Annotated in this window: 13 protein-coding genes; 10 read left to right on the plus strand and 3 right to left on the minus strand. The window is 68.7% G+C overall.

Going from position 1 to position 15,555, the window contains the following annotated elements; genetic code table 11:
* Positions 1–17 precede the first annotated feature (17 nt).
* Positions 18–1,412: a mycothione reductase gene (locus ACIGKQ_RS04700; protein ID WP_235722250.1), complete on the minus strand. Its 1,395-nt coding sequence runs from the start codon at positions 1,410–1,412 to the stop codon at positions 18–20.
* A complete protein-coding gene (locus ACIGKQ_RS04705; RefSeq protein WP_235722249.1) occupies positions 1,409–2,485 on the minus strand; it encodes an alpha/beta hydrolase in 1,077 nt (358 codons plus the stop codon). The genes ACIGKQ_RS04700 and ACIGKQ_RS04705 overlap by 4 nt, the downstream gene beginning before the upstream one ends.
* A 198-nt stretch (positions 2,486–2,683) precedes the next feature.
* Between ACIGKQ_RS04705 and mqo the strand changes: the two genes are divergently transcribed.
* The 6 genes from mqo to ACIGKQ_RS04735 are packed head-to-tail and all read left to right on the plus strand — an operon-like array spanning position 2,684 to position 10,479.
* Positions 2,684–4,213 (plus strand): malate dehydrogenase (quinone), encoded by a 1,530-nt coding sequence (gene mqo / locus ACIGKQ_RS04710; RefSeq protein ID WP_235722248.1) that lies wholly within the window; start codon positions 2,684–2,686, stop codon positions 4,211–4,213.
* Between the two features lie 46 nt (positions 4,214–4,259).
* Positions 4,260–4,751, plus strand: a complete 492-nt coding sequence (locus ACIGKQ_RS04715; protein WP_235722247.1) for a GNAT family N-acetyltransferase — start codon at positions 4,260–4,262, stop codon at positions 4,749–4,751.
* The gene (locus ACIGKQ_RS04720) at positions 4,748–6,739 is read left to right on the plus strand and encodes a VWA domain-containing protein (protein WP_235722246.1); all 1,992 of its coding nucleotides are present in this window, start codon (positions 4,748–4,750) and stop codon (positions 6,737–6,739) included. Before ACIGKQ_RS04715 ends, ACIGKQ_RS04720 begins: the two co-directional genes overlap by 4 nt.
* 39 nt (positions 6,740–6,778) lie before the next feature.
* Positions 6,779–7,396, plus strand: a complete 618-nt coding sequence (gene cobO / locus ACIGKQ_RS04725) for a cob(I)yrinic acid a,c-diamide adenosyltransferase (RefSeq protein WP_235722245.1) — start codon at positions 6,779–6,781, stop codon at positions 7,394–7,396.
* Positions 7,397–7,426: 30 nt separating this feature from the next.
* Entirely contained in the window at positions 7,427–8,860 is a 1,434-nt protein-coding gene (locus tag ACIGKQ_RS04730; protein ID WP_235722244.1) for a cobyrinate a,c-diamide synthase, read from the plus strand.
* Entirely contained in the window at positions 8,857–10,479 is a 1,623-nt protein-coding gene (locus tag ACIGKQ_RS04735) for a GAF domain-containing protein (RefSeq protein ID WP_235722243.1), read from the plus strand. Before ACIGKQ_RS04730 ends, ACIGKQ_RS04735 begins: the two co-directional genes overlap by 4 nt.
* Positions 10,480–10,482: 3 nt before the next feature.
* On the opposite strand, the gene ACIGKQ_RS04740 is transcribed toward ACIGKQ_RS04735, so the two are convergent.
* On the minus strand, positions 10,483–11,169 hold the full coding sequence (locus tag ACIGKQ_RS04740) for a response regulator transcription factor (protein ID WP_235722242.1): 687 nt from the start codon (positions 11,167–11,169) through the stop codon (positions 10,483–10,485).
* A 150-nt stretch (positions 11,170–11,319) separates the two neighbouring features.
* On the opposite strand from ACIGKQ_RS04740, the gene ACIGKQ_RS04745 reads away from it, so the two are divergent.
* The 4 genes from ACIGKQ_RS04745 (at position 11,320) to ACIGKQ_RS04760 (ending at position 15,554) form a co-directional block, all read left to right on the plus strand.
* On the plus strand, positions 11,320–12,330 hold the full coding sequence (locus ACIGKQ_RS04745) for an acyl-ACP desaturase (protein WP_328713263.1): 1,011 nt from the start codon (positions 11,320–11,322) through the stop codon (positions 12,328–12,330).
* A complete protein-coding gene (locus ACIGKQ_RS04750) occupies positions 12,327–12,590 on the plus strand; it encodes a hypothetical protein (protein ID WP_235722240.1) in 264 nt (87 codons plus the stop codon). The genes ACIGKQ_RS04745 and ACIGKQ_RS04750 overlap by 4 nt, the downstream gene beginning before the upstream one ends.
* An 82-nt stretch (positions 12,591–12,672) precedes the next feature.
* Entirely contained in the window at positions 12,673–13,959 is a 1,287-nt protein-coding gene (cobA, locus tag ACIGKQ_RS04755; RefSeq protein ID WP_235722239.1) for a uroporphyrinogen-III C-methyltransferase, read from the plus strand.
* Positions 13,960–14,033: 74 nt separating this feature from the next.
* Positions 14,034–15,554: an MFS transporter gene (locus ACIGKQ_RS04760; RefSeq protein WP_235722238.1), complete on the plus strand. Its 1,521-nt coding sequence runs from the start codon at positions 14,034–14,036 to the stop codon at positions 15,552–15,554.
* The last annotated feature ends 1 nt before the right edge of the window (position 15,555 follow it).

Below are 15,555 nucleotides of genomic sequence, written 5' to 3' on the forward strand. Positions count from 1 at the left end.
GAAATCCTACCGGCCGATCAGATCTCGAGCCCCAACAGCGCGTTTTCGAGCACCTCGGGCATCGCCGGATGTATCCAGTACTGGCCGCGCGCGATTTCGTGCGCGGTCTGCCCGAAGGACATGGCCTGGATGATCGGCTGGATCACCGTGGGTGCCTGTGGTCCGAGGATGTGGCAGCCGAGTAGCCGACCGGTACCCCGCTCGGCGATCACCTTGCAGAAACCGGTGGTGTCCTCCATGGCCCACCCGTAGGCCACATCGCCGTAGGCCTGCACCTTGACGGTGATGTTGAGGTCCATGTCCCGCGCCTCGTCCTCGGTGAGTCCGACGGTGGCGATCTGCGGATGGGTGAACACCGCGGCCGGCACGTACCGGTGGTCGAACCAGACCAGGTCGTCGGCATCCCAGCCCTTGAGCAGATTCGCCTGCACCACCCGTTGCTCGTGATTGGCGACATGCTTGAGCTGATACGGCGAACTCACATCTCCGAGCGCCCACACGTGTGCGGCCGCGGTCCGGCCGTGCGGGTCGCACACCACCCGACCGTGATCGTCGAGATCGACCCCGATCGAGGCCAGATTGAGCCGGTCGCCGTTGGGGCGACGTCCGGTCGCAACCAGCAGCGCGTCACCGTCGAGATGCGTGCCGTCGCCGAGGCTGACCCGGACGCCGCCACCGTCGAGCTCGACCACGTTCGTCACGTCGGTATTCAGTCGTACATCCCATTTCTCCGCGGCCACCGTCGTGAACCGTGTCGAGATGTCGGTGTCGAGTTTGCGCAGCAGCGCGGGCCCACGTGCGATGACCGACACCGCGCTGCCCAGCGCGCCGAACACATGCGCGAACTCGGCTGCGATGTAGCCGCCGCCCACGATGATGAGCCGATCGGGGACATGGTCCAGACGCATGACGTCGTTGTTCGTGTAATACGGTGCGCCGCACTGGCTGATCGCGGGCGGGACGGTCGCTCGTGATCCCGCGGCGATCACCACCTCGTCGGCGAGGACCAGCGAGTTGGCGGTGACCAGGCGGTAGCGGCCGTCGTCGTCGCGTCCGTCGAATTCGACGTGCGTGGAGTACACGGTGATGTTGTCGCACCGTTGTTCGCGATACTCCCGGCCGCCGGCCGAGATCGGATCGATGCGACCGAACACCCGGTTCACGATGGCGGGCCAGTCCACCGAGTCGACACGGCTGTGCACGCCGAGCCGGTCTCCGCGCGCCGCGTTGTCGGCGACCTCTGCGGCGTAGACGAACATCTTCGTGGGGATGCAGCCGACGTTGAGGCAGGTCCCGCCGTAGACGCCCTCCTCGAAGATCGCGATCGATCTGTCGTCGAAACGCTCGTTGGGGATGGAGTTGCCGCTGCCGGTGCCGATGATCGCCAGGTCGACGATCTGGGTGGCGGTCATGCCGGCCCCGCGGTCGAATCCGACTGTGCCGCGGCCAGCACGCCGAGCGTGCCCTGCAGCCAGTTGTCGATCTCACGGTAGGCGTGCTCACGGACGTGTGGTACCGACAGCACCACATCGTGGCGGGCGTCGGCGATGGGGACGACGGCCACCCGGTCACCCAGACATCCGCTCCACCGCGACATGTGACGCACATCGAGAACCACATCGGCGTCGTCCACCGAACCCGGTTGCGCCCGGTTGAACAGGGTCTTGTCCGAGCGCAGCACCAACGACGGCACCCCGACGTCGACACCCCGATGCAGTCGCGCATGCCCGCGCCGCACGGCATTGAGGAAGCCGAAGGTGACCGGAAATCCGCCCATCGGTTTCAGGGCCAGGTCGAAGGCCCACTCGCCGCCGGTGGTCTCGTGGATGCTTCGGCCGTAGCCATCGGAGAGTTCTTGGGGGAGTACCGCCTTCGGGCCGACGGCGGCGAGGCCACGCAACAGCAGCGAGACCGGCAGGGTCCGCAGGATCGGACTGCCCTGCAGATCGAACCAGGGGCTGTTGAGCAGCAGACCGCAGACCGCGGCATGCAGATCCGGCGATCCGGACCGAAGCCGGTCCAACCACAGCGAGGTGATGAGGCCCCCGGTGGAGTGGGCGGCCACGATCACCCGTTGCGGGCCACCGGCGGCTCGCGTCTCGTCGATGACCACCTCCAGTGCGTGGCCGAGTTCCTCGTCGTACTGGCGCAGGTCGGTGGTGAAGTGCGCGGTGTGCTGCGGCTGCAGTGAGCGTCCACATTTGCGCAGGTCGAGCGCATAGAAGGCGTAGCCGCGTTCGTGAAAGAAGTCGGCGAGAGGTTCGTGGAAGAAATAGTCGGTGAATCCGTGGATGTAGAGCACCGCGCCGTGTACGGCCGGTTCGGGGCCGGCCTTACGCACCAGGGTCGCGGTGATCGGGTCCTCGCCGTCCGGGTCGGGACCCAGGGGCAGGGCGAGGACTTCGTAGCGATCCAACAGATGGTCGGGTTGCCAGGTCGCAGCGGATCGGCCGCCATCACGGGCGGCGCTCGAGGATGCGGTCACACGGTCCACTCTAGATATCGTGCGGGGGGCCGGGCGCGGCGGTGACTGTCGCCCAGCCCACACTTTGGCCCAGGCGATTCCGTTGTTTGCGCCGGAATGGGGAACAATGGCGGTTGACAGGGACGACCGATGGTGGCACACCCTCGCGGCACACCGCGACAGCCTCGATCGTCCAACCCGTGCGAAGGAGAGCTCCTCGTGTCTCACTCGGTGATCAAGACGGACGTCGCGCTGGTCGGTGCCGGAATCATGAGCGCCACTCTCGGCGCCCTGATCCGTCGACTCGAGCCGACCTGGTCGATCAGTGTTTTCGAACGGCTCGACGCCGCGGCCGCGGAGAGCAGCGATCCGTGGAACAACGCCGGCACCGGGCACTCGGCGCTGTGCGAGCTGAACTACACCCCGAAGACCGCCGACGGCGATGTCAACATCGACAAGGCGATCAACATCAACGAGCAGTTCCAGGTGTCGCGTCAGTTCTGGGCCTACTCCGTGGACAACGGCATCCTCGGTGATCCCAGCGAGTTCATCAATCCGATCCCGCATGTGAGTTTCACCCACGGCAGCGACGGCGTCGACTACCTGCGTAAGCGCTATGACCGTCTCGCCGGCCAGGTGTTGTTCGAGGGCATGGAGTTCATCGACGACGAGGCGACCTTCAGCGAGCGTCTGCCGCTGATGTCGGCCGGACGCGACTTCTCCGACCCGGTGGCGCTGAACTGGTTCACCGACGGCACCGACGTCGACTTCGGCGCATTGACCCAGCAGCTGCTCAACCACATCGGCGAAACCGGTGCCGATGTGTACTTCGGTCACTCGGTCACCAACCTGTCCAAGCAGTCCGACGGCAGTTGGATCATGAAGGTCAGCAACCTGCGGACCAAGCAGAAAGTGACCGTGCACGCGAAGTTCGTCTTCGTCGGCGCCGGCGGCGGAGCGCTGCATCTGCTGCAGAAGTCCGGTATCGCCGAGGCGAAGGGTTTCGGCGGTTTCCCGGTGTCCGGGGAGTTCTTCCGCTGCACCAACCCCGACCTCGTCGCCGACCACCAGGCGAAGGTGTACGGCCAGGCCGCGGTCGGCGCTCCGCCCATGTCGGTGCCGCACCTCGACACCCGCGTCATCAACCATCAGCCGGGACTGCTGTTCGGGCCCTACGCCGGGTGGTCGCCGAAGTTCCTCAAGAGCGGCAAGATCACCGACCTCCCGTTCTCGGTCAAGCCGAACAACCTGCTGCCGATGCTGTCCATCGCGCCCCAGGAGTTCGGTCTCCTCAAGTACCTCATCAGCGAGCTGGCCGCCAGCCGTGCCGACCGCGTGAACACCCTCGGCGAGTTCGTCCCACGTGCCGACGGCGCGGACTGGGAGATCATCACCGCCGGACAGCGTGTCCAGGTGATCCGCAAGACCGGCGTCGGCGGCTCGCTGGAGTTCGGTACAGCGGTGGTGACCGCCGATGACGGCACCATCGCCGGCCTGTTGGGCGCCTCGCCCGGTGCGTCGACCGCGGTGCCCGCGATGCTCAACGTGCTGGAGAAGTGCTTCCCGAAGGAGTACGCCGGGTGGAAGCCGGCACTCACCGAGATGATCCCGTCGTTCGGGCAGAAGCTCTCCGACAACCGCGACCTGTTCCGGCAGGTGTGGGACTGGACCAGCGCGAGCCTGCAGCTCAAGCGTGGGGCCGCCGCCCCACAGGTCGACGCCGAGCGCGCGACCGCGCCGGCCCTCTGAGCGGCCATCTGGTGCAGGCCCACACCGGTGTGATACTCACGAGACCATGACTTCGGCAGGGCAGTTGCACCAGAGTCCGGCCGACCGGATGGATGCGTCCACCCTCTACCAGATCCTGCGGTTGCGGGTGGACGTCTTCGTGGTCGAGCAGGCTTGTCCGTACCCCGAACTCGACGGCCGCGACCTGGAGGCGGGCACCCGTCAGTTCTGGATCGTCGACGACGACGTGGTGGTCTCGACATTGCGTCTGCTCACCGAACCTGCGTCGGCCGACGAGCAGCCGAGTTTCCGGATCGGCCGCGTGTGTACCGAACGCGGCCACCGGGGTCAGGGCATGACCGCGCGGCTGATCAGCGCTGCGCTCTCCGAGATCGGCGATCATGTCTGCCTCATCGAAGCGCAGGCCTACCTTGTGGAGATGTATGCCAAATTCGGGTTCGTGGTGCAGGGCGACGAGTACCTGGAGGACGGCATCCCGCACGTGACCATGCGTCGCGACCCGGCCGTGCCCGCGGCGACCGTCGACGGGCCGCGATGAGCGGCCGGCACCATCGCGGCGCCGAGATCGACGGACCTGTCCGCTACCCGTTCAGCGCGGTCGTCGGGCAGGAACGGCTCAAGCTCGCGCTGATCTTGTCGGCGATCGCACCGGGTATCGGCGGGGTGCTGATCCGGGGCGAGAAGGGTACCGCCAAGTCGACCATCGTGCGTGGACTCGGCCCGCTATTGCACACCGGCGACGAGTCGGATCGCTCGCGCCCCGGTGGCGGAGACGGCGTGCGTGGCCGGGTCGTCGAGCTGCCGATCGGCGCGACCGAGGACCGGGTCATCGGATCGCTCGACCTGACCGCGGTGCTCAGTGAGGGCCGCACCCGGTTCACCCCCGGGCTGCTGGCCTCGGCCGACGGTGGCGTCCTCTACATCGACGAGGTCAACCTGCTGGCCGACCACCTCGTCGACGTCCTCCTCGACGCCGCCGCCAGCGGCCGGGTCACCATCGAACGCGACGGGGTGTCGCACACACAGGCCGCCGACTTCGTCCTCGTCGGCACGATGAATCCGGAAGAGGGCGAACTGCGCCCGCAGTTGCTGGACCGCTTCGGTCTGGCCGTCGACGTCGCCGCCGGCCGCGACATCGACGAGCGGGTGGCCATCGTCTCGCGCCGGATGGCCTTCGACGCCGATCCGGAGGCGTTCGTGGCCGACCATGCGGCTGCCGAAGCCGAACTGACGCAACGGATCGCCGACGCTCGTGCACAGCTGACCGAGGTGACCATCCCGCCGGTGGAGCTGCGCCGGATCGCCGGGGTCTGTGCTCATCTGGAGGTCGACGGTCTGCGCGGCGACATCGTGGTGGCCCGGACCGCGGCGGCGCACGCCGCGTGGCGGCTCGCCGCCGAGGTCACCGCCGACGACGTCCGCGTCGCAGTCGAACTCGCGCTGCCGCATCGGCGCCGGCGTAATCCGTTCGACGAGTCCGGGCTCACCGACCAACAACTCGACGACGCGATGGATGCCGGTGCCGACGCCGCCGGCAGCGATACGCCCGACCCGACCGACCCCGACCCGACCGACCCGGGCGGTGGTGGTGGCCACGACGGCGACGGTGGCGACGAGCCGGGCGACACCACGGCGTCCGATGTCGATCAATCCTCCGGCGAGACGACGTCCGAGGGCGAGACGACGTCCGAGAGTGAGCAGCCCTCCGAACCGGCCCCAGGTCCGCGCTTCGGTTCCGTACCCTCCACGTCGACGGCACCGCGCATGACGCGCCTGGATGTGCGCGGGATCGGTGAAGGCGACCCAGGGCGCCGGTCGCGTGCCCGGTCGCGTCGCGGGCAGACCACGCGCGCAATCGATTTCACGCACGGCCAACCGGTGCACCTGTTCGGGACCGTGCTCTCGGCCGCCGATCGGGCGGCCGGTGGCACGGTGCGGGTGGCACCCGACGATCTGCGCGGCGCCGAGCGCATCGGTCAGGAAGGCAACCTCGTCGTATTCGTCGTCGACCTCTCCGGTTCGATGACTGCTCGCCGTCGACTGTCGGCGGTGACCGGTATCTGTGTCGATCTGCTGCGCGACTCCTACACCCGACGTGATCGGGTGGCGGTGGTGGTGGCGCGCGGTTCGTCGGCCGAGGTGGCGGTGCCGCCGACGAGATCGGTGGACATCGCGGTCCGTCGGCTCGCCGAGATCCGGACCGGCGGACGCACGCCACTCGCCGAGGGGCTGATCGCGGCCACCGAACTGATCGACCGAGCCGCTCGCCGCGAGCCGCACCGGCGACCATTGGTGGTGGTGCTCACCGATGGCCGGGCCACCGCGGGGCCCGACGCCTCGGCACGAGCCCGCGCGGTCGCCGGCGCAATCGGCCGACGTGGGATCGATTCCGTCGTCGTGGATTGCGAACAGGGGATGATCCGGCTCGGCCTGGCCGCCGAACTGGCAGCGACGATGGGTGCGCGGTGCCTGCCGATGGACGAGCTGACGGCGGGTGTGCTGCGCAGCGACGACCGGGCCGCCTGAGACACTGTTCGCACCAGACCGCGACCGCCAGGAGGCAGCGTGCCGCAAGGAGTACCCGACACCATCCCCGACGATGGGCTGACCACCCGGCAGCGGCGTAACCAGCCGGTGCTCGCGGTGCACACCGGCGAGGGCAAGGGCAAGTCGACCGCGGCGTTCGGCATGGCGATGCGGGCCTGGAACGCCGGCATGCGGGTGGCGGTCTTCCAGTTCGTGAAGAGTGCCAAATGGCGGGTCGGCGAGGAGAGCGCCCTCACCGCGCTCGGCGAGGTACACGAACAGACCGGGCGCGGAGGTCCGGTGGAGTGGCACAAGATGGGCCAGGGCTGGTCGTGGTTGCGAGCCAACGCCGATCACGACGACGATCACGCCGAAGCGGCACGCGCCGGTTGGGACGAGATAGCCCGGCGACTGGCGGCGCACGAGCACGATTTCTACGTCCTCGACGAGTTCACCTATCCGCTGCATTGGGGGTGGGTGGACACCGACGCGGTGGTGGCGACCTTGCGAGCACGGCCCGGACGCCAACATGTGGTGATCACCGGCCGCCGAGCGCCGGCCACCCTGATCGACGCCGCCGACCTCGTCACCGAGATGCACAAGATCGCGCACCCGATGGACGCCGGCCGCAAGGGACAGAAGGGCATCGAATGGTGACCAGGTGACACACCGCCGCGGGAACGTCGGATGAGTGCAGTCCCGGCTGTCGTGATCGCCGCGCCTGCCTCGGGCAGCGGCAAGACGACGGTGTCCACCGGTCTGATCGGCGCCCTGCGGGCTGCGGGTCATCGGGTGGCGCCGTTCAAGGTGGGGCCCGATTACATCGATCCCGGATATCACGCTGTCGCCGCCGGCACGGTGGGACGCAACCTGGACCCGAACCTGGTCGGTCCGGAGCTGGTGGGACCGTTGTTCGCCGCGGGGGCGGCCGGTGCCGACATCGCGGTGGTCGAGGGGGTGATGGGCCTGTTCGACGGCCGCATCCTGCCCGAAGAGACCGGTGCCGAGGACCCCGCGGCTTTCGGGTCGACGGCACATGTCGCCCGGCTCATCGGCGCGCCGGTCGTGCTCGTCGTCGACGCCGCCGGTCACAGTCAGTCGCTGGCCGCAGTGTTGCACGGGTTCATCGGGTATGACCCGTCGATCCGCATCGTCGGTGTGATCCTCAACCGGGTCGGCTCCGACCGCCACGAGACCGTGTTGCGACAGGCGTGCAGTCGGGTCGGGCTGCCGGTGGTCGGCGTGCTGCGCCGAGACCCCGGGCTGCAGGTGCCGTCGCGTCACCTCGGACTCATCCCGGCGGCCGAACGGCGCGACGACGCAGTGCGCGCGGTGGCCGCGATGACCGCCACCCTGGGTGCGGCCCTGGATCTCCCGGCGATCGTGGCGGCCGCACAGAGCAGTCTGCGGCCTGCGGTGACGCCGTGGTCGGCCGATGACGCGGTGGCCGCTCACTGTCGGGTCGCCGACGTCGGGGCACGACCGCGCGTGGCCGTCGCCGGCGGCGCGGCGTTCACCTTCGGTTACGCCGAGCACCGAGAACTGCTGACCGCCGCCGGTGCCGATGTGGTGGGTTTCGATCCGCTCGTCGACCCCCTGCCGGCGGACACCGACGCGGTGGTGATCGGCGGGGGATTCCCGGAAGAGCACGCTGAGGCGCTGTCGGCCAACGAACCGTTGCGCAGCGGGCTCGCGGCGCACGCGAGGTCGGGTCGTCCGATCGTCGCCGAATGTGCCGGATTGCTTTACCTCGCAAGCGAACTCGACGGCCATCCGATGGCCGGGGTGCTGGATGTGGCGGGCCGGTTCGGTCCGACGTTGACGCTCGGATACCGCGATGCGGTGGCGGTCACCGATTCAGTTGCCTTCGCCGCCGGTGAACGGGTGACCGGTCACGAATTCCACCGCTCGACGGTCCACGCAGGGGTGCACGCGCCCGATCCGGCGTGGGCGTGGCGCGATCACCGAGGTCACCCGGGCAGCCACGGATTCGCCTCCGGTGCGGTCCATGCGTCCTATCTACATGTGCACCCGGCGGGTTCGCCGGCGGCGGTCGTGCGGTTCGTGGAGCACGCCCGAGCGCACGCCGAACGCACGGAACGTACGGGGCGCGCGGGATGAATCGTGGGTTGAGCGAGGCGCTCGACGCGCTGGCGCGCCACGGCGTCGACGACCCCCGCGTGCTGAGTGACCTCCTCGAGGCCGTGCTCGTCGTCGGCCGGGGTCTCGAACTCGACCGCGCTTTGCAGCGCATCGTGGATGTCGCGTCGCAGGTCGTCGGCGCCCGCTACGGCGCGCTCGGCGTGCGGGGACCCGACGGCGGACTCAGCGCCTTCGTCTACACCGGCATCACCCCGGCCCAGCGATCACAGATGGATCACCTACCGGTGGGTCGCGGCGTGCTCGGCCTGCTCATCGACGAACCGCAGGTGTTGCGGATTCCCGCGCTCGGCGACCACCCGGCATCGGTGGGATTCCCGCCCGGCCATCCGCCGATGTCGACGTTCCTCGGTGCGCCGATCATCATCCGCAGATCCGTGTTCGGCAGCATCTACCTCACCGAGAAACGGACGGCCCCGGAATTCACCGAGGTCGACGAAACCTTGGTGGCGGTGTTGGCCGTGGCCGCAGGGGTCGCGGTGGACAACGCCCGACTGTTCGAGCAGGCCCGGACCCGGCATCGCTGGATGCAGGTCATCGCCCGGCGCGGTTCGGAACCGATGGCGGGTATCGCGTTGGAGGACACCCTGGCACGCCTGTGCGATGACGTCGCCGACCTCACCGCCGCCGTCGACGTCTTCGTGCTGACCGGAGCACCCGGTGGGGTGGAGGTGGTCGGACACACCGGGGCAGCGATCGCCGGCGGCGACCTCGGGGTGACCGCCTTCCCGACGCGGACCGTGGTGCCCGCAGACGAGATCGGTTCGTCGCTGATCCGGCGCGCTGCCCGTTGGGTGACGGTGCAGCCACTGCAACGCGCGGCCGGAACCTTCGGCCGCCTCGTCATCACCCACGCCGACCGGCCACGATGGGATGACGAGGACGCGGCAGGCCTCGCCGGTGTCGCCGAGGTGACCTCGCTCGCGGTGGCCTACGCCGAACAGCAGCAGGTGGCTCGCGATCTCGAGGTGCTCGAGGACCGGCATCGGATCGCGCGGGATCTGCACGATCACGTCATCCAGCGACTGTTCGCGATCGGGATGTCGGTGCAGACGATGTTGGCCGGGGCCGCTACCGACGACGCCGCCCGTGCACGGCTGGAGCAGGTGGTGGCCGACCTCGACCGCACCATCGCCCAGATCCGCACGTCCATCTTCGATCTGCAGACCATTTCTGGCCACCACGACACCGCGACGCTGCGTCGGCGCGTGCTCGACATCGTGTCCGAACTCGCCGCCCAGGCGCCGATCGCGCCGAGCGTGGCATTTGCCGGTCCGGTCGACACCGTCGTCCCCGAACGGCTGGCCCCACACATCGATGCGGTGCTCCGGGAGGGGTTGTCGAATGCGTTGCGACATGCGGACGCTGACCACATCGACGTGTCGGTGACCGCCGACGACGGCGTGCTCACCGTCGCGATCAGCGACGACGGCGTCGGGATCGGAACCGACGTGGTCTACCGCGGTCTGGACAACCTCACCCGCCGAGCCGAGGACTGTGATGGCGTGTTCGAGGTCGCGACGGCGCCCGGCGGTGCCGGTGGCACCACACTTACTTGGACAGTGCCGCTCACCGGGTGAGCCTCAGGGCGCCCGGCCGTCACGCAGTTTGGTCGCCATGACCGCCACCTGGGTGCGGCGTTGCATGTCCAGTTTGGTCAGGATGCGCGACACATAGTTCTTGATCGTCTTCTCCGCCAAGAACATTCGCTCGGCGATCTGTCGATTGGTCAGCCCCTCACCGATCAGATTGAACACCTCGCGCTCCTGATGGGTGAGTTCGGCGAGGGGATCGTGGGCGGGGGCACTGCGGTTGCGGAGTTTGGCCAGCAGCGCCGATGTGCTGCGGTCGTCGAGCAGCGATCCACCCGCACCGACGGCGCGGACCGCTTCGATCAGGTTGTGGCCGAGGATCTGCTTGAGCACAAACCCCGACGCCCCGGCGAGCACCGCCGCGAGCAGCGCGTCGTCGTCAGCGTAGCTGGTCAGCATCAGGCACCCGATCGACGGTTGCGCGGCCCGGACGTCGCGGCAGAGTTCGACGCCGGAGCCGTCGGGGAGGCGGACGTCGAGGACCGCGACGTCGGGCACGGCAGCGAGGATCCCGACCCTCGCCTCACCCACCGTCGCCGCCTCACCGATCACTTCGAGATCGTCGGCGGTGCTCAACAGATCGCGAAGTCCGCGTCGCACCAATTCGTGGTCGTCGACCAGATAGACGCGGGTCGGCGTCGGCCGGGTGGCGCCCTCTGTCGGAACCTCGGGAGGCATGGTCTGACGGTACCGCAGCGCCCCGGCCGGGGCAGTCGCCCGATCCGGCGACCTGCGACCCAGCGCAGTCGGGACTTTCGGCCCACGAGACGCACGGCCACCCGCGAGCAGAGTTGATCGCGTCATATCCGTGTGACCCCGAGGAGAGCGATGACCAGTCTGATCGATCCACCCGCGGTGACCGACAACCGGATGTCCGGGTCGGATCTGCTCCGAGAGTTGTTGCCGGTGTGCGAGACCGAGGTCGACCGGCACATGAAGATGACCAAGGACTGGCATCCGCACGACTACGTGCCATGGGACGACGGGCGCAACTTCGCCGCGCTGGGCGGGGTGGACTGGGACCCGTCGCAATCGCAGCTGTCGGAGACCGCCAAGGCCGCGATGATCACCAACTTGCTCACCGAGGACAATCTGCCCTCGTATCACCGCGTCATCGCCGAGAACTTCAGCCTCGACGACGCGTGGGGATTCTGGGTGGGACGCTGGACCGCCGAGGAGATGCGGCATTCGGTCGTCATGCGCGACTACCTGGTGGTGACCCGCGGGGTGGATCCGGTGGAGCTGGAGAACACCCGGATGGCCCACATGACCCACGGGTTCAACCCGCTGCCCGCTGACGACGGGCAACGCGACCACAGCTACGACATGCTCTATGCGGTCAGCTACGTCAGCTTCCAGGAACTCGCGACGCGGGTGTCACATCGCAACACCGGCAAGGCGTGCGGTGACCCGGTCGCCGACCGCATGCTGGCGCGGGTGGCCGCCGACGAGAACCTGCACATGCTCTTCTACCGCAACATCGTCGCCGGTGCGCTCGACCTGCTGCCCGATCAGACGATGGCCGCGATCTACGGGATCGTCGCCAACTTCCAGATGCCCGGTGCCACGATGCCGAACTTCCGACGCAACGCCGTGCTCATCGCGAAGGGTGGCATCTACGACCTCCCGCAACACCTGTCCGAGGTAGTGATGCCGGTGTTGCGCAAGTGGCGGATCTTCGAGCGCGACGACTTCGGACCGCTCGGCGAGCACTACCGCGACCTGCTGGGCCGGTTCCTCGACGAGATGGACGTCAAGGTCCGCAGGTTCGAGGAGTCGCGTGAGCGGGCCTTGCAGCGACAGCGGGCACGCGGGGTCGATTCGGACGCGCTGCTGTGACCGACACCGACACCGCGGCCCCGATCGCCGAGGCCCCGATCGCCGGCTTCGACACCGCCATCGCCATGGCCGAGGCGGCCAGCTGCGGCAACGTGAGCTGGTGGAACTCGATCCGTATGCAACCCGAGGATCCGGCGCTCGGCGAGTACGCGACATCGGTGCTGCTCGCGGAGCTGCTGCGGTCATCGGCTCACCGTCTCGGAGTTCCGGTCGCCGACGTGTGGGAACTCGCCCGGCGGAGCGGCCGGCTGCCGGGCTGACCGGGTGGCCTGAGCGGGCGGCGAGGAAGGGAGACCGGCACTGGTCGGCCCGACCGATGGAGGGTCGGTAGGCTCGTGGGTCATGTCCTCAGGCGTGTCCGACGGTGCCGATGGTGCCCGTCCCGCAACCGAAACGTCCCCGACCCCCGGGTCGCCGAACGACAGCTCCGGCGGTCACTACCTGGTCGGTCTCGACCTGGTCGGTCGCCGGGTGGTCGTGGTGGGCGGTGGGTCGGTGGCCCAGCGCCGACTGCCCAATCTGATCGCTGCCGGCGCCGACGTCCACGTGATCGCCATCGACCCGACACCCGCGGTCGAGTCCACCGTCGGGATCTCGGTGTCGCACCGAGCCTATGAGAACGGCGACCTCGACGGGGCGTGGTACGTGATGGCCTGCACCGACGACCCGGCGGTCAACGCGCAGGTGGTGGCCGACGCCGAGGCCCGCCACACCTTCTGTGTCCGCGCCGACGACGCGCGCTTCGGCACCGCGGTCACCCCGGCGTCCGGCCGACATCGGGATCTGCAGTTCGGTGTGCTCGCCGGTGGCGACCACCGGATGTCGGCGGCGTTGCGGGCCGCGATCGGCCGGGCGCTGGCCGACGGGTCGCTGCGTGTCGAGGACGACGCACCGCATGCCGCGGGGGTGGCGCTCGTCGGCGGTGGTCCCGGCGATCCCGACCTGATCACCGTGCGCGGCCAGAAACTGCTGGCTCAGGCCGACGTCGTTGTCGCCGATCGGTTGGCGCCCGCGCAATTGCTCGCCGAACTCGGCCCGCAGGTGGAGATCATCGACGCCGCGAAGGTGCCCTACGGCCGCTCCATGAAACAGGACGCCATCAACTCGGTGCTGGTGGAGCGCGCGCAGGCGGGCAAGTTCGTGGTGCGACTCAAAGGCGGCGACCCCTATGTCTACGGACGCGGCTTCGAAGAGGTGCAGGCGTGTGTCGAGGCAGGCGTGCCGGTGACGGTGGTCCCCGGCATCAGCAGCCCGATCGCCGCCCCGGCGTCGGCCGGCATCCCGGTCACCCATCGGGGCGTGACCCACGAGGTCGTCATCGCCTCCGGTCATGTCGCCCCGGATCATCCCGATTCGCTGATCGACTGGCCGGCGATCAGTAAACTGCGCGGGACGCTGGTGCTGATGATGGCGGTCGAACGCGTCGACGTGTTCGCCGATGCGCTCCTGGCCGGCGGCAAGCCGCCTGCCACCCCGGTCGCGATGATCGAGAACGGGTCGCTGCCCACGCAGCGTGTCCTGCGTACCGACCTGGAGCATGCCGCGGCCACCGCCGACGAGCACGGATTGCGGCCGCCGGCGATCGTCGTGATCGGCGACGTGGCCGGATTCACCGACCTGGCGACGTAGCGCGGGCACAACCGACCGAAACGGGCCAACGGCGATTGGCATATTCGGGGCGCCGGACGGTACCGTCGAACTTTATGTCAGCCCCCGAAACGTCGAGCCCCGTGCACGCCGGCGTGCCGGCCTACCGCAACGTCTTCGGGCCCGCGATCCTGGTGCTGAGCGGAATGCAGCTGCTCATGGTGCTCGACGGCACCGTGGCCGCCCTCGCGTTGCCCAAGATCCGCGATGCGCTGTCGCTCTCGGAGTCCGGTGCCAACTGGATCATCAGTAGTTACGTCCTCGCATTCGGCGGGCTGATGTTGCTCGGCGGCCGTCTCGGCGACGCGTTCGGGCGAAAGCGGATGTTCGTCATCGGTGTGGTGGCCTTCACCGTCACCTCGCTGCTGTGCGGTGTCGCATGGAACGAGGCCAGTCTCATCGTCGGGCGCGCCTTGCAGGGGGCCTCGGCGGCGATCGCCGCGCCGACGGCGATGGCGCTGGTCGCGACCACCTTCGCACCCGGAAAGGCGCGCAGTCAGGCGTTCGCCATCTATGCGGCGATGACCGGCGTCGGCTCGGTCGCCGGACTCATTCTCGGTGGCGTCCTCACCCAGGTGTCGTGGCGGCTGGTGTTCCTCATCAACGTGCCCATCGGGGTGCTCGTCGCCGTCGGTGCGGTCGCGGTACTGCGCGAGTCGCAGGGTGAGCGGTTGTCGCTCGACATTCCCGGCGCGATCCTCGGCACACTCGGCTGCACCTTGCTGGTGCTGGCGGTCAACGAGGGACCCGACGGGTGGGCGCGCCCGCTGGTGGTGGGATCGTTCATTCTCGGTGGCCTCGCCCTGACCGCCTTCGTCATCGTCGAACGACAGGCCGCCAATCCGATCCTGCCGTTTGTGTTGTTCGACAATCGCAGCCGTGTCGCCGCGCTCGTCGCGATCTTCTTCGCCAGCATGATCATGATGTGCATGGCGGTGTTCATCTCGCTGTATCTGCAGGGCATTCTCAAGTACTCGCCGATCCAGAGCGGGATGGCCGTGGTGCCCTTCGCGTTCGGCCTCGGCATCGCGGCCGCCATCGCCTCGAAGCTGGCGCTGATCATCCAGCCTCGGTGGCTGGTGTTGCTCGGTGGCGCGATCATCCTGGCCGGCTGCCTGTACGCATCGTCGATCGCCACCGGCAGTCCCGGATACTTCCCGAGCATCGGCCTGCCCGTGGTGGTGATCGGTTTCGGTGTCGGCTTCGCCGTCATCCCGCTGACCCTGTCGGTCGTCGCCGGAGTGGGCCCCACCGAGATCGGCCCGCTGACCGCGCTCGCCCAGGTGGCGCAGAACCTCGGTGGTGCGATCGGTCTGGTGGCCGTGGGCGCCGCAGTCACCTCGCGGGCGCTGTCGGAGGGTGGCACCACCCGGCCCGTCGAGGAGATGAACCCGACCGAACTCGCCGCGCAGGCCAGCGGCTACGGTCTCGCCTTCGCCTGCTGCGCCGGGATCGCAGTGCTCGCCGCCGTGGTGGTGCTGTTCATGCGGTTCACCCCGGAGGAAGTGGCCGAAGGTCAGGCGGCGCAGGAAGCCGCCAACGCCAACCTCGACGTCGACGAGCGCACCCAGCACTGAG

Origin of the sequence: Gordonia sp. NPDC062954 (assembly GCF_044543825.1) — a bacterium.
Taxonomy (GTDB): Bacteria; Actinomycetota; Actinomycetes; order Mycobacteriales; family Mycobacteriaceae; genus Gordonia; species Gordonia tangerina.

What these genes read in the sequence shown, in the direction of transcription:
- ACIGKQ_RS04700 (WP_235722250.1), bottom strand. Translation starts at nt 1,412, where the DNA reads ATGACCGCCACCCAGATCGTCGACCTGGCGATCATCGGCACCGGCAGC.
- ACIGKQ_RS04715 (WP_235722247.1), top strand. Translation starts at nt 4,260, where the DNA reads ATGACTTCGGCAGGGCAGTTGCACCAGAGTCCGGCCGACCGGATGGAT.
- ACIGKQ_RS04720 (WP_235722246.1), top strand. Translation starts at nt 4,748, where the DNA reads ATGAGCGGCCGGCACCATCGCGGCGCCGAGATCGACGGACCTGTCCGC.
- ACIGKQ_RS04730 (WP_235722244.1), top strand. Translation starts at nt 7,427, where the DNA reads ATGAGTGCAGTCCCGGCTGTCGTGATCGCCGCGCCTGCCTCGGGCAGC.
- ACIGKQ_RS04735 (WP_235722243.1), top strand. Translation starts at nt 8,857, where the DNA reads ATGAATCGTGGGTTGAGCGAGGCGCTCGACGCGCTGGCGCGCCACGGC.
- ACIGKQ_RS04740 (WP_235722242.1), bottom strand. Translation starts at nt 11,169, where the DNA reads ATGCCTCCCGAGGTTCCGACAGAGGGCGCCACCCGGCCGACGCCGACC.
- ACIGKQ_RS04745 (WP_328713263.1), top strand. Translation starts at nt 11,320, where the DNA reads ATGACCAGTCTGATCGATCCACCCGCGGTGACCGACAACCGGATGTCC.
- cobA (WP_235722239.1), top strand. Translation starts at nt 12,673, where the DNA reads ATGTCCTCAGGCGTGTCCGACGGTGCCGATGGTGCCCGTCCCGCAACC.
- ACIGKQ_RS04760 (WP_235722238.1), top strand. Translation starts at nt 14,034, where the DNA reads ATGTCAGCCCCCGAAACGTCGAGCCCCGTGCACGCCGGCGTGCCGGCC.